Source organism: Micromonospora globispora (assembly GCF_003857015.1).
Lineage (GTDB): Bacteria > Actinomycetota > Actinomycetes > Mycobacteriales > Micromonosporaceae > Micromonospora > Micromonospora globispora.
The window spans coordinates 1-11937 of record NZ_QGGF01000772.1 but is presented as its reverse complement, the minus strand read 5'-3'; the positions used below and the strand labels follow the sequence as shown (position 1 = coordinate 11937).

At 71.5% G+C, this 11937-nt stretch carries 15 protein-coding genes and 2 pseudogenes; 3 read left to right on the top strand and 14 right to left on the bottom strand.

The annotated features are described in order from the left end of the window. From DKL51_RS33705 to proS, 11 genes and pseudogenes are all read right to left on the bottom strand, one after another. A pseudogene (locus tag DKL51_RS33705) lies at positions 1 to 118 on the bottom strand (ribonuclease HII); the annotation flags it as partial. Further along, the gene (locus DKL51_RS33700; RefSeq protein ID WP_124813263.1) at positions 112 to 597 is read right to left on the bottom strand and encodes an NUDIX hydrolase; all 486 of its coding nucleotides are present in this window, start codon (positions 595 to 597) and stop codon (positions 112 to 114) included. The gene DKL51_RS33700 and the pseudogene DKL51_RS33705, both read right to left, overlap by 7 nt. A 48-nt stretch (positions 598 to 645) precedes the next feature. Next, a complete protein-coding gene (gene lepB / locus DKL51_RS33695) occupies positions 646 to 1290 on the bottom strand; it encodes a signal peptidase I (protein WP_109944154.1) in 645 nt (214 codons plus the stop codon). Positions 1291 to 1299: 9 nt separating this feature from the next. Continuing rightward, positions 1300 to 2168: pseudogene (gene lepB / locus DKL51_RS33690) on the bottom strand (signal peptidase I). 186 nt (positions 2169 to 2354) lie between these two features. Next, on the bottom strand, positions 2355 to 2714 hold the full coding sequence (rplS, locus tag DKL51_RS33685) for a 50S ribosomal protein L19 (RefSeq protein ID WP_109944152.1): 360 nt from the start codon (positions 2712 to 2714) through the stop codon (positions 2355 to 2357). 144 nt (positions 2715 to 2858) lie between these two features. Next, entirely contained in the window at positions 2859 to 3647 is a 789-nt protein-coding gene (gene trmD, locus DKL51_RS33680) for a tRNA (guanosine(37)-N1)-methyltransferase TrmD (RefSeq protein WP_109944151.1), read from the bottom strand. A 16-nt stretch (positions 3648 to 3663) separates the two neighbouring features. Further along, positions 3664 to 4257, bottom strand: coding sequence for a ribosome maturation factor RimM (gene rimM, locus DKL51_RS33675; RefSeq protein WP_109944150.1), 594 nt, complete (start codon positions 4255 to 4257; stop codon positions 3664 to 3666). Continuing rightward, complete coding sequence (locus DKL51_RS33670; protein WP_185735009.1) at positions 4257 to 4517, bottom strand: RNA-binding protein; 261 nt, start codon at positions 4515 to 4517, stop codon at positions 4257 to 4259. Before DKL51_RS33670 ends, rimM begins: the two co-directional genes overlap by 1 nt. After that, positions 4492 to 5004 (bottom strand): 30S ribosomal protein S16, encoded by a 513-nt coding sequence (gene rpsP, locus DKL51_RS33665; RefSeq protein ID WP_124813261.1) that lies wholly within the window; start codon positions 5002 to 5004, stop codon positions 4492 to 4494. Before rpsP ends, DKL51_RS33670 begins: the two co-directional genes overlap by 26 nt. Positions 5005 to 5243: 239 nt before the next feature. Continuing rightward, positions 5244 to 5864, bottom strand: a complete 621-nt coding sequence (locus DKL51_RS33660) for a ribonuclease FAU-1 family protein (RefSeq protein ID WP_109944158.1) — start codon at positions 5862 to 5864, stop codon at positions 5244 to 5246. A 49-nt stretch (positions 5865 to 5913) separates the two neighbouring features. Continuing rightward, positions 5914 to 7320 carry a proline--tRNA ligase gene (gene proS, locus DKL51_RS33655; RefSeq protein ID WP_109944147.1) on the bottom strand — a complete coding sequence of 469 codons (1407 nt, stop codon included), beginning with the start codon at positions 7318 to 7320 and terminating at the stop codon, positions 5914 to 5916. A gap of 92 nt (positions 7321 to 7412) precedes the next feature. Between proS and DKL51_RS33650 the strand changes: the two genes are divergently transcribed. Next, on the top strand, positions 7413 to 8015 hold the full coding sequence (locus DKL51_RS33650) for a TetR/AcrR family transcriptional regulator (RefSeq protein ID WP_109944146.1): 603 nt from the start codon (positions 7413 to 7415) through the stop codon (positions 8013 to 8015). Positions 8016 to 8025: 10 nt separating this feature from the next. On the opposite strand, the gene DKL51_RS33645 is transcribed toward DKL51_RS33650, so the two are convergent. Further along, positions 8026 to 9105, bottom strand: a complete 1080-nt coding sequence (locus DKL51_RS33645) for an amidohydrolase family protein (protein WP_124813259.1) — start codon at positions 9103 to 9105, stop codon at positions 8026 to 8028. Between the two features lie 124 nt (positions 9106 to 9229). Further along, positions 9230 to 10780 (bottom strand): signal recognition particle protein, encoded by a 1551-nt coding sequence (gene ffh / locus DKL51_RS33640; protein ID WP_109966411.1) that lies wholly within the window; start codon positions 10778 to 10780, stop codon positions 9230 to 9232. Positions 10781 to 11019: 239 nt separating this feature from the next. On the opposite strand from ffh, the gene DKL51_RS33635 reads away from it, so the two are divergent. Further along, positions 11020 to 11274, top strand: a complete 255-nt coding sequence (locus tag DKL51_RS33635; RefSeq protein ID WP_124813258.1) for a FitA-like ribbon-helix-helix domain-containing protein — start codon at positions 11020 to 11022, stop codon at positions 11272 to 11274. Then, positions 11271 to 11672, top strand: a complete 402-nt coding sequence (locus tag DKL51_RS33630) for a type II toxin-antitoxin system VapC family toxin (protein ID WP_109944142.1) — start codon at positions 11271 to 11273, stop codon at positions 11670 to 11672. Before DKL51_RS33635 ends, DKL51_RS33630 begins: the two co-directional genes overlap by 4 nt. Before the next feature lie 57 nt (positions 11673 to 11729). Here DKL51_RS33630 and DKL51_RS33625 read toward each other — a convergent pair. Further along, positions 11730 to 11937: response regulator transcription factor (locus DKL51_RS33625; protein WP_148097938.1), on the bottom strand; the 208-nt coding region annotated here is incomplete at its 5' end.

Below are 11937 nucleotides of genomic sequence, written 5' to 3'. Positions count from 1 at the left end.
CCCCCCGGCCCGCCTCGTCCGCGCCGGCCACGTGCCGGAAGCCGCGCCGCTGCAGGGCCCGCTCGAGGGCGTAGAGGCCGCCGTCCCGGCGGACCACGGTGCGCGGGGGCGTCAGCACGCCGCACCTCCCCGAGTCGACCGCTCCCAGGCGAGCACTCGGGCCAGCCGGGTCGGCAGATCCGGCGGGTAGTACCGCTCGGTCGTGGCGGTCAGCTCCGCCACCGTCCACCACCGGTGACCGACGACGCTGGCCCGCTCGATCTCGTTGAAGCCCGCGGTGTCCACCTCCCAGGCCGGGACTCGGACCAGGAAGAACTCCTGCTCCTGCCGGTACCAAACCCCGTCGAACGGGAACTCGACCGTCTCCGACCACACCGGCGCGCCCAGCTTGACCGGGGCGAGCCGCAGCCCGGTCTCCTCGGCCAGCTCGCGGGCCGCCCCCTCGGCCGGGCTCTCCCCCGGGTCGAGCCCGCCGCCCGGCGTGAACCAGTAGTCATGCCCCGGTCGGGCCGGGTCGGTGCCGGCGAAGAGCAGCACCCGGTCGGCGGCGTCCACGAGCAGTACGCGGGCCGCGCGGCGAGGGGTCCAGACGGTCACCGCCCAAGCCTGCCAGACGCGTCCGACGAACGCCCACGCCCTCCGGACTCAGGGGTTGGGGATCGCGTCGAACGGCTTCGGCACGGTGAGCCAGGTCGCCCGGCCGACCGGCCAGAAGATCGTGAAGGCCCGCCCGACCACCCGGTCCTCCGGGATGGTGGCCTCGGTGATGTCCTGGCCGGACTGCTGCCAGTGCTCCAGCGAGTCGCCGGACGCCGACCGGTGGTCACCCATCACCCAGAGCCGCCCCTGCGGCACGGTGATGTCGAAGTCCTGGTCGGCCGGCTTGTCCTGCTCGCCGTTCGCCGAGTAGATGTACGGCTCGTCGAGCGGCTTGCCGTTGATGATCAGCCGTTCCTTCGGCCCGGTACGGTCGCAGCAGATCACGTGGTCGCCCGGGACCCCGATCACCCGCTTGATGAAGTCCTCACCCGCCGGGTTGCCGCTCCACTCGGTGGGCGCCTTGAAGACGATCACCTCACCGCGGTGCGGCGACCGGAAGTCGTAGACCAGCTTGTTGACCAGCACCCGATCGTCGATCTGAAGAGTGTTCTCCATGGACGGCGAGGGGATGAAGAAGGTCTGCAGCACGAAGGCACGCACCAGCACCGCAACCAGGATCGCCACGCCCAGGAGGATGGGCAGCTCCTTCCAGAAGGAACTGCGAGGCTTTTCGGTCTGCTCGTCAATCACGGGTGGAGCCTACGTTGCCGGACGCGCGGGGGTCGTCCGGAACGCGCGAGAACGGAAAGCGCCGCCGTGAGGGGCAGGACCAGGACGATGCCGCCCACCGGGTCCGGATCGACCGGCGCGGGCGCGGCCGGCGCGGCGTTCGCCGGGGAGAGGTTGGCGAAGGTGTCCGGGACGGGCAGGGTGGTCCAGCGCTCGGACGGCCAGACGATCATAAACGCCCGGCCCACCACGTTGTCGATCGGCACCGGCCCCTGGCAGCGGGCGTCCTGGGAGACCAATCGGTGGTCCCCCATCACGAAGATCTGCCCGGGTGGCACGACCACCTCGGTGAACTGCCGGGACCGGCACTCCTTCGGGTTCGGGGGGAGCTTGTCGGGCGAGTCCTCCGACACGTACGCGCTCTCGTCGAGCGGTACGCCGTTGACCACGACCCGGCCGTTGTCGCAGCACCGGACCCGGTCCCCGGGAACACCGATGACCCGCTTGATGAAGTCCTTCTCGCCGGGGCGGCTGACCCCGACCAGGTCGCCGAGGGTGCGCCCGACCTTGCCGAGCAACCCCGGCTCGGGCTCCTGCACCTCCTGGGCGACCCACTTGTCGGTGCCCCGGAAGACCACCACCTCGCCGCGGACCGGATCTCGGACGTCGTAGACGACCTTGTTCACCAACACCCGGTCGCCGATGAGGAGAGTGTTCTCCATCGACCCGGAGGGGATGAAGAACGCCTGGAGCAGGAAGGTGCGGATCAGCACCGCGAGGCAGAACGCGACGACCAGGAGCAGCGGCAACTCCTGCCAGAGGGGCATCTGTCGGCGGGTGCGACGGGATCGCCGGCGCCAGGGATCGACGGTGCTGTCCTCGTCAAGCATCTGCACCATGCCACTCTCCGGTCCGCAGAAACGACACTACCGCCCGGGGGCCTCGTCGTGAGACCCCACGGGCGGTAGTGGACGGCTGTGCCGCGATGCACGTCGCGGCGTCGCCTCCTGCGCCCGTACGACCAGGGTAATGGGCTCCGATCGATACGACATCCGCGCAGTTCAGGCGGCGTGGCGAGCGAAAAGTCAGCTCGCCGGCTGCTTCTCGCGCAGCTCCTTGATCTTGGCCTTCTTGCCGCGCAGCTCGCGGAGGTAGTAGAGCTTGGCGCGGCGCACGTCACCGCGGGTCACGACCTCGATCCGGTCGATGCCCGGGCCGTTGAGCGGGTAGGTCCGCTCGACACCCACACCGAAGCTGACCTTGCGGACCGAGAAGGTCTCGCGCAGACCGTCACCCTGGCGGCGGATGACGACGCCCTGGAAGATCTGGACACGGGACCGGTTGCCCTCGACGACCCGCGCGTGCACCTTCACGGTGTCACCGGCACGGAAGTCGGGGAGGTCGACCCGCTTCGACTGGGCGTCAAGGGCGTCCAGGATGTTCATCGCTGTGTCCTCGTGAGGCTCACGGCGCACCGTCACTCGATGCGCGGATGGGTGATTCTGATCCCCGGGTGGTGGCCGGCGAAACCGACCCCGGTCGAGGATCCTCGCAGCCGCCCGCGGGCGCGGACGGATGCGGCAACCCCTCTACTTTGCCACATCCTCTGGCGGCAACTGAAATCCGCCCCGTTCCAACGCGGCCCGGTCCCGCTTGTCCAGGCTCTCCGGCGGCAGCGCGGCGATCATGTCGGGGCGGCGCGCAGCGGTGCGGAGCAGCCCCTCGTCCCGCCGCCAGCGGGCGATCCTGCCGTGGTCGCCGGAGCGGAGCACCTCCGGCACCTCGTGCCCGCGCCAGGTCGCCGGCTTGGTGTACATCGGCGCCTCGAGCAGCCCGTGGGCGTGCGACTCCTCGGCCAGCGAGCCGGCGTTGCCGAGCACCCCGGGCAGCAGCCGGGTGACCGCCTCCAGGATCACCAGCACCGCCACCTCGCCGCCGAAGAGCACGTAGTCACCGAGGGAGACCTCGGTCACCCGCATCCGGGTCGCGGCGTGGTCGAGCACCCGCTGGTCGATGCCCTCGTACCGGCCGCAGGCGAAGAGCAGGTGCGACTCGGTGGCCAGTTCGTGCGCCATCGCCTGGGTGAACCGGACGCCGGCCGGTGACGGGACCAGCAGCCGGGGCAGCGTGTGGCCGTCCGGGCTCAGCTCGTCCGGGGCGAGGGCGTCGAGCGCCTCGCCCCACGGCTCCGGCCGCATGACCATGCCCGGGCCGCCGCCGTAGGGCGTGTCGTCGACCGTGCGGTGCACGTCGTGGGTCCAGTCCCGCAGATCGTGTACGGCCAGCCGCAGCGTGCCGTTCGCGCGGGCCTTGCCGATCAGCGACAGGTCCAGCGGGGCGAAGTACTCGGGGAAGATCGACACGATGTCGACGCGCATGAAGGGTGCTCCCCAGCTACAGGTCGAGCAGGCCACCAGGCGGGTCGACGACGACGCGACCGCCGGCGAGATCCACCTCGGGCACGATCGCCTTGACGAACGGGATCAGCGCGGTGCGTCCGTCGGGCCGGCGCAGCACGAGCAGGTCGGACGCGGGCGCGTGGTCGATCCGGTCCACCTCGCCCAGCCGCTCCCCGGCCGGGTTGACCGCGGCCAGGCCGACCAGCTGGTGGTCGTGGAACTCCTCCGGGTCCTCCGGCGGCGCGACGGCGGCGCTGTCCACCCCGAGCAGGGTGCCGCGCAGCGCCTCGGCGACGTTCCGGTCCAGCACGCCGTCGAAGACGACGAGCAGTCCTCCCTGGTGCCAGCGCGCGGACTCGACGGTCAGCTCCTCCGGCACCCGGTAGCCACCGGGCTCCGGAGGCGCGACCGCCCCAGGCTCGGTGCGCAGCACGCGGGCTTCGGACTCAGCCTGGGGCATCGCCCCAGGCGTGGTGCGAAGCACCATGCCTGGGGCGAAACGTGCTTCCGGCTCATCGGTCCGCACCTCCACGGTGACCTCACCGCGGATACCGTGCGGCTTGCCGATCCTGCCGACGATGAGAAGCATCAGTACGAGTCGACGATGTCGACGCGCACCCCGCGCCCACCGACGGAGCCGATCACCTGGCGCAGCGCCTTGGCGGTCCGGCCGGACCGCCCGATCACCGTGCCGAGGTCCTCGGGGTGCACGCGGACCTCGAGCCGATTGCCCCGACGGGAATCGACCATCCGCACCCGGACGTCATCCGGGTGGTCGACGATGCCCTTCACCAGGTGCTCCAGGGCGGGACGCAGCGCCATGTCAGGCCTGCTCGCCGGACTCGACACCGGTCTGCTCCTCGGCCTTCGGCGCCTCGGCCTCGGCGGGAGCCTCAGCCTTGGCGGGAGCCTCAGCCTTGGCGGGAGCCTCAGCCTTGGCGGGGGCCTCGGCCTTGGCGGCCTTCTTGGCCGGCTTGGCCGGGGTCTCCGCCAGACCGGCGGCGGCCTTCGCCTCGGCCTCGTACGCCGCCTGGCGGTCGGCCCGCTCGGGGGCGACCTTCAGCGGCGGCGGGGCCGGCAGGCCCTTGAACTTCTGCCAGTCACCGGTCAGCTCCAGCAGACGCTGCACCGCCTCGCTCGGCTGCGCGCCGACGGACAGCCAGTACTGGACCCGCTCCGACTTGACCTCGATCACCGAAGGGTCCTCCTTCGGCTGGTACACACCGACGAACTCGATCGCGCGACCGTCACGCTTGGTGCGCGAGTCGGCGACGACGATGCGGTACTGCGGGTTGCGGATCTTGCCCATCCGCAGGAGCCGGATCTTTACGGCCACAGTTGTTTCGCTCCTGTTGCGATCTCACCTGCCCGGTACGGGCGGTGTGCGGGTGAGCGCCGACCGGCACAGTGGGGTTTGGGCCGGAGACTGCTCGGTGGACTGGCGACGTGCCCGGGTTAGAGGGCGCCGGACGCGCGCCGGATACCAGCGACCCATTCTGCCAGATCCGACGCCGATCTCTCACACCGGACCCGGACAGATCACCCGAGCCGGTGGCCGAGTGACGCGGCCCACGCTCAGCGAACCGGCGGGCGGTCCCAGCCGAGTGGCAGTTCGTCCGGTACGTCCCAGTCGGCCGGTGGGGTGAAGTCGCACCAGGTGCCGTCGAACGGGAAGGCACCGGACTCGGCGAGGGCGATCACCCGCTCCCCCTCGGCCCGTACCGCCTTCTCGTCGGGCACCCAGTAGTGCTCCGGGAAGGCGAGGCGCTCGGCGAACTCCTCCTCGTCCTTCCACTCCCAGCTCAGGTCGGGGCGGACCACCACGTCCAGGTCCTGGTCCACCATGTCGACCCCCGCCACCGCGCCGTCGTCCCAGCGGACCCCGGGCTCCTCCAGGTTCACGTACCAGTTGCTGAACCGACCCTGGGCGTCCCGGAACCACCACACCGAGTGGGCCGCCCCCGTGGGCAGGAACTTCAGCACCGGCGGCCCGTTCCACCGGCCCTGCGCCAGCCGGTAGGACGACGTGATCCACTCGGCGAACGGCATCGCCCGCATGCCGAGGCCCGCCTCGGTGACCTCATGCGCCACCGGCGAGCCCCGGGGGATCCAGAGCAGCAGCCCCCGCTCGTCGTCGAGGACCACCCGGGCCGCCCGGACCCAGCCGATCCGGCCGTGCCGCACGTTCCGGTGCATGATCAGCCGTCCCGGCGTGAACCGGGCGACCGGACCGCCCGGGCGCACCTCAGTAGGCGCGGGCGAGGATGGCGACCAGGTCCGGCTCGTCCTCGGAGTCCGGCACCGAGCCGTCGGCGCGGAGCAGGCAGCGCACGGTGACGCCCTGACCGTTCGCCTCGGCCTCGCCCTGCACGCCGACCGCCGACCACGGCACCCGGGCCCAGCCGGTGGCCGCCGCCTCGATCGCCTCGGCGAGGGTAGCGACCTCGATGGTGCGGGACTCCCGGTGGGCGAGGGCCTGGTCGTGCAGCGCCTGCTGATCGGCCTCCAGCGCCGCGAGGACCGCGCCGACCACGTCGGCCACCGGCGTCGGGGCCTTCGAGCCGTCCGTACGGCGGACCACGACCGCGTTGCCGGCGGCCAGGTCGCGGGGGCCGACCTCGACGCGTACCGGATAGCCGCGAAGCTCGGCGTCGACGGCCCGGCGGCCGAACGGGGTGTCGGTGCGGTCGTCGAGCGCGACCCGGACGCCGGCGTCGCGCAGCGCGTCGCGGAGCTTGGTCGCCGCTTCGCCGACGCCCTCGCCGTCCTTGACCACCATCACGTACGCCTGGACCGGGGCCAGCTTCGGCGGCACCCGCAGGCCGTTGTCGTCACCGTGACACATGATCAACCCGCCGAGCATCCGGGTCGAGGTGCCCCAGGAGGTGGTCCACACGTGCTCCCGGCCGCCCTCGGCGGAGGAGTAGGTGATGTCGAACGCCTTGGCGAAGTTCTGCCCGAGCTCGTGGCTGGTGCCCATCTGGAGCGCCTTGCCGTCGCCCATCATGCCTTCGCAGGTGTAGGTGGCGGTCGCCCCGGCGAAGCGCTCCCGGGCGGTCTTCAGGCCGACCACCACCGGGATGCCGAGCACGTTGACCATCAGGTCCTCGTACGCCTCGTGCAGGATCCGCCGGGCGTAGGCGCGGGCATCGGAGCGGGTGGCGTGGGCGGTGTGCCCCTCCTGCCAGAGGAACTCGCTGGTGCGCAGGAAGATCCGCGGGCGCAGCTCCCAGCGGACCACGTTGGCCCACTGGTTGAGCAGCAGCGGCAGGTCCCGGTACGAGTCGATCCACTTGGCCATGAACTCGCCGATCACCGTCTCGCTGGTGGGGCGCACCACCACCGGCTCGGCGAGCTGCTTGCCGCCACCGTGGGTGACCACCGCGAGCTCCGGCGAGAAGCCCTCGACGTGCTGTGCCTCGCGCTTGAGGTAGCTCTCCGGGATGAAGAGCGGGAAGTACGCGTTCTCCGCGCCGGCCGCCTTGATCCGGGCGTCCATCTCGGCCTGCATCCGCTCCCAGATGGCGTAGCCGGCCGGTCGGATGACCATGGTCCCCCGGACCGGGCCGTTGTCGGCCAGCTTCGCCTTGGCGATCAGGTCCTGGTACCAGCGGGGAAAGTCCTCCGCACGGGGAGTGAGCACGCGTGCCATGACCGCACATCCTATGCGGCCCGCGCGTGACGACTGCGCCCGGGCGTCGGCGCGCCTCGTGTCGTGCCGGGCGACCGTAGACTTTGACCACCATGGGTGAGCTGAGGGATTCGACCCGGCAGCGGCTGCGGGACACCATCGTCGACGCGGCCCGCGCGCAGACCGTCGCGTCCGGCTGGGACGGCGTACGGATGGGTGGCGTGGCGAGCGCGGCGGGGGTGAGCCGGCAGACCGTCTACAACGAGTTCGGCAGCAAGGCCGGGCTGGCCGAGGCGCTCGCCCACCGCGAGGTCGACCGGTTCGTCGGCGAGGTGCGGGCGGTGCTCGACGCGCACGGCGCCGACGTGCGGGCCGGCGCGTACGCGGCGATCCGGCACACCCTCGCCTCGGCGGCGGACAACCCGCTGATCAAGGCGATCCTGACCAGCGCCCGTGGCGGCTCGGACGAGTTGCTGCCGTACCTGACCACCCGGGCGGAGCTGGTGCTGACCGAGTCGTCGAGCGCGCTGCTGGAGTGGGCGGAGCGGCACCTGCCGGACGCCGACGGGCCCGCTCTGGCATTCGCCGCCGACACCATCGTGCGCCTGGTGGTCAGTCACATCGTGCTGCCCCAGGCACCGGTCGACGAGACGGCCGAAGCCCTCGCCGACCTCGCCCTGCACCTCTTCGTCAGCGCCTCCGGCCCGATCACCTGAGCGACGCCGGTCAGCGGATGACGCGGCCGCGCAGGACGATGCGCGACGGGGTGCGCACCACCCGCAGGTCGTGGCGCGGATCCTCGGGGTAGACGACGAGGTCGGCGAGGCCCCCCTCGACCAGGCCGGGGAAGCCGAGCCACTCCCTGGCGCCCCAGGAGGCGGCGGCGAGGACGTCGACCGTCGACATGCCGGCCCGCTCGTGCAGCAGGAGCATCTCCTCGGCGGCCAGGCCGTGGTCGATGCCGCCACCGGCGTCGGTGCCCACGTAGATCGGCACCCCCGCCTCGTACGCGGCGCGGACCACCTCGGGGAAGCGGTCGCGCAGCGCGAGCATGTGGTCGGCATACCCGGGGAACCTGGCGCGCGCCTGCTCGGCGATGCCGCCGAAGGTCTGGATGTTGATCATCGTGGGGACCAGCGCGGTGCCCTGTCGGGCCATCAGGTCGATCAGGTCCAGGCTGAGGCCGGTGCCGTGCTCGACCGAGTCCACCCCGGCGCGCACCATGATCTCCACGGCCGATTCGGAAAAGGTGTGCACGGCGGCGCGTACCCCGGCGGCGTGCGCGGCCTGGACGGCGGCCGTCATGGTGTCGGCGTCCCAGGCCGGCGCGAGGTCCCCGACGCCGCGGTCGATCCAGTCCCCGACCAGCTTGACCCAGCCGTTGCCGGCGGCGGCCTGCTCGGCGACGGTCGCCGCCACCTCGGCCGGTCCGACCTCCACCCCGATGTCGCGCAGGTAGCGCTTGGGCGGCGCGACGTGCCGCCCGGCGCGGGCCAGTCGCGGCAGGTCCGGCTCGTCGTCGAGTTCCGGGTACGGGTAAGGCGAGCCGGCGTCCCGGATGGCCAGCACCCCGGCGTCCCGGTCGACGTGGGCCAGCTCGCGTGCCTGGTCGAGGGAGGCGATCGGGGCGCCGCCGCGGGCGATGCCGATGTGGCAGTGCGCGTCGGTCAGCCCGGGCAGCACGAAGCCGCCGTCGATGATCGTCTCGGCACCCGGCACCGGCTCGAAGGTGACCCGGTCGCCGACCAACCACAGGTCCCGGACCTCGTCGTCGGGCAGGAGCACACCGCGCACATGCAGAGCCATGTGACAGTCCTACCCGATCACTCCCCGTGGCGTGCGAGCAGCCCGTCCCACCCGGCGGCTCCCGGAGACGACGGCGGCCCCGCCACCAGGATCGGTGGCGGGGCCGCTCGTCGTCGGCGCGGGGTCAGCGGGGGCTGTTGTCGCCCTTGCCGAGCTTGTTGAAGTCGATCTTCGGGAGCTTGAAGCCCGGCGGGAGGCCCTGGCCACCGGCCAGGTCACCCGGGTCCAGGCCCGGCGGGAGCTGCGGCATGCCGCCCGGGAAGCCGCCCGGCATCCCGGCGCCGGTACGCGGCCGACCGCCACCCTTGGTGCCCTTGCGCTTGTTCTTCGGCGACTTGGTCGCCTTGCGCCGACCGGCACCGGGCAGGCCCATCATGCCGCCCATCTGCTTCATCATCTTCTGCGCGTCGGCGAAGCGGTTGAGCAGCTGATTGACGTCCATCACGGTGACCCCGGAACCGTTGGCGATCCGGGCCCGCCGGGAACCGTTGATGATCTTCGGGTTGGTGCGCTCGATCGGGGTCATCGACCGGATGATCGCGGTGACCCGGTCGAAGTGCTTGTCGTCCAGCTCGGCGAGCTGGTCCTTCATCTGCCCCATGCCGGGCATCATGGCCAGCACGTTGGCGATCGGGCCCATCCGCCGGACCGCGATGAGCTGGTCGAGGAAGTCCTCCAGGGTGAACTGCTCGCCGCCCATCAGCTTGGCGGTCATCTTCTCCTTCTGATCGGCGTCGAAGGCCTGCTCGGCCTGCTCGATCAGAGTGAGGACGTCGCCCATGCCGAGGATCCGGCTGGCCATCCGGTCGGGGTGGAAGACGTCGAAGTCCTCCAGCTTCTCGCCGGTGGAGGCGAAGAGGATCGGCTGCCCGGTGATCTCCCGGACCGACAGCGCCGCGCCACCGCGGGCGTCGCCGTCGAGCTTCGACAGCACGACACCGGTGATGCCGACGCCGTCGCGGAACGCCTCGGCGGTGCGGACCGCGTCCTGACCGACCATCGCGTCGACGACGAAGATGACCTCGTCCGGGTTGACCACGTCCCGGATGTCCGCGGCCTGCTGCATCATCTCGGCGTCGATACCGAGGCGGCCGGCGGTGTCGACGATGACGATGTCCCGGGCGGCCCGCTTGGCGTGCTCGATCGAGGCGCGCGCCACCTGGACCGGGTCGCCGACGCCGTTGCCGGGCTCCGGGGCGTACACCTCGACGCCGGCCCGGCCACCGAGGACCTGGAGCTGGCCGACGGCGTTGGGGCGCTGGAGGTCGGCGGCGACCAGCAGCGGCTGGTGGCCCTGGGCCTTGAGCCAGCGGGCCAGCTTGCCGGCGAGGGTCGTCTTACCGGAACCCTGGAGGCCGGCGAGCATGATCACCGTCGGCGGGTGCTTGGCGAACTGGAGCCGCCGCCCCTCGCCACCGAGGACGTTGATCAGCTCCTCGTTGACGATCTTGACGATCTGCTGGGCCGGGTTGAGCGCCTCGGAGACCTCCGCGCCGCGGGCCCGCTCCTTGAGGTTGGCGATGAAGCCCTTGACCACGGGCAGGGCGACGTCCGCCTCCAGCAACGCCATGCGGATCTCGCGCGCGGTGGCGTCGATGTCGGCGTCGGTGAGCCGACCCTTGCCGCGGAGCTTGGTGAAGATCCCGGACAGGCGGTCACTCAAGGTGTCAAACACGCGAACATCCCGTTTGTCAGTGTTTCGGCGGGCACAAGTCAACCGGCGCGCACAAGGCCGGCCACCCGCAAGGGTAACGGTCCCGCCTCGCTACTGCTTCCCGCCGGCCGACCCGTCGCGCGGCCGCACGTCTCCGACTTGATACCTGTCGCCAAGCCGCGGCCCCCCGGGGAGAAAAGCCGCCGACCGGAGTCCGAAGGTTCATCGCGAAGAGCAGGAGCCGCATGCACAATGAATGCATGGTTGCGCTTCAGATCCGAGACGTGCCAGAAGAAGTACGAGACGCCTTGGCCGCCCAGGCCAAGGCGCGCGGCCAGTCACTTCAGGCGTATCTGCTCGAGCTGGTGGAGACGCAGGCCCGACGACTCCGCAACACGGCGACCCTCGACCGGTTCGCCGGCCGGACGGACGGCACGGACTCCCTGCCCGGAGAAACCGCAGCGGAGTTGACCGAGCAGCGGGAACGGCGCGGACCGTACGGAGACGCGGCTTGATCGTGGTGGACGCTTCCGTCCTTGCCGACGCGCTGGTTGATGACGGCGCGGTTGGCGAGGCGGCGCGGGCCGAGCTGAGCGGCGATCCGCACTGGGCCGCGCCAGGTCATCTCCTGGTCGAGGTCGTCTCGGTGATCAGGGGCAAGGTCCTCGGCAGAAAGCTCGGGCTCGTCCGGGCGCGCGAGGCGATCGAAACGTTGCCTTCGCTGGTCATCGACGAAGTTGGCACCGCAATGCTGCTCGACCGGATGTGGCAGCTGCGCGGAAACGTCACGGCGTATGACGCGGCCTACGTCGCAGCGGCGGAGTTGCTCGCCTGTCCACTCGTGACCGGTGATGGTCGACTCGCCAAGGCGAGCGGCACCCGCTGCGAGATCCGACTGATCGCCCCGTCCTGACGTGAGGGGTCCGCGAGCCGCGGGCGTTCGCGCCGAAGGCGCCGTTGAGCCAGACGGTCACGACGGCACCAGCCCCGACTGGTACGCGAAGACGACCAGTTGCGCCCGGTCCCGGGCGCCCAGCTTGACCATGGCCCGGCTGACGTGGGTGCGGGCGGTGGCCGGGCTGACCACCAGTCGGTCGGCGATCTCGACGTTGCTCAGCCCCTCGCCGACCAGCCCCACCACCTCCCGTTCCCGGTCGGTGAGGGTGCCGAGGCGGGGG

What these genes read in the sequence shown, in the direction of transcription:
- rplS (WP_109944152.1), bottom strand. Translation starts at nt 2,714, where the DNA reads ATGAACATCCTGGACGCCCTTGACGCCCAGTCGAAGCGGGTCGACCTC.
- trmD (WP_109944151.1), bottom strand. Translation starts at nt 3,647, where the DNA reads ATGCGCGTCGACATCGTGTCGATCTTCCCCGAGTACTTCGCCCCGCTG.
- rimM (WP_109944150.1), bottom strand. Translation starts at nt 4,257, where the DNA reads ATGCTTCTCATCGTCGGCAGGATCGGCAAGCCGCACGGTATCCGCGGT.
- DKL51_RS33660 (WP_109944158.1), bottom strand. Translation starts at nt 5,864, where the DNA reads ATGCACCGGAACGTGCGGCACGGCCGGATCGGCTGGGTCCGGGCGGCC.
- proS (WP_109944147.1), bottom strand. Translation starts at nt 7,320, where the DNA reads ATGGCACGCGTGCTCACTCCCCGTGCGGAGGACTTTCCCCGCTGGTAC.
- DKL51_RS33650 (WP_109944146.1), top strand. Translation starts at nt 7,413, where the DNA reads ATGGGTGAGCTGAGGGATTCGACCCGGCAGCGGCTGCGGGACACCATC.
- DKL51_RS33645 (WP_124813259.1), bottom strand. Translation starts at nt 9,105, where the DNA reads ATGGCTCTGCATGTGCGCGGTGTGCTCCTGCCCGACGACGAGGTCCGG.
- DKL51_RS33635 (WP_124813258.1), top strand. Translation starts at nt 11,020, where the DNA reads ATGGTTGCGCTTCAGATCCGAGACGTGCCAGAAGAAGTACGAGACGCC.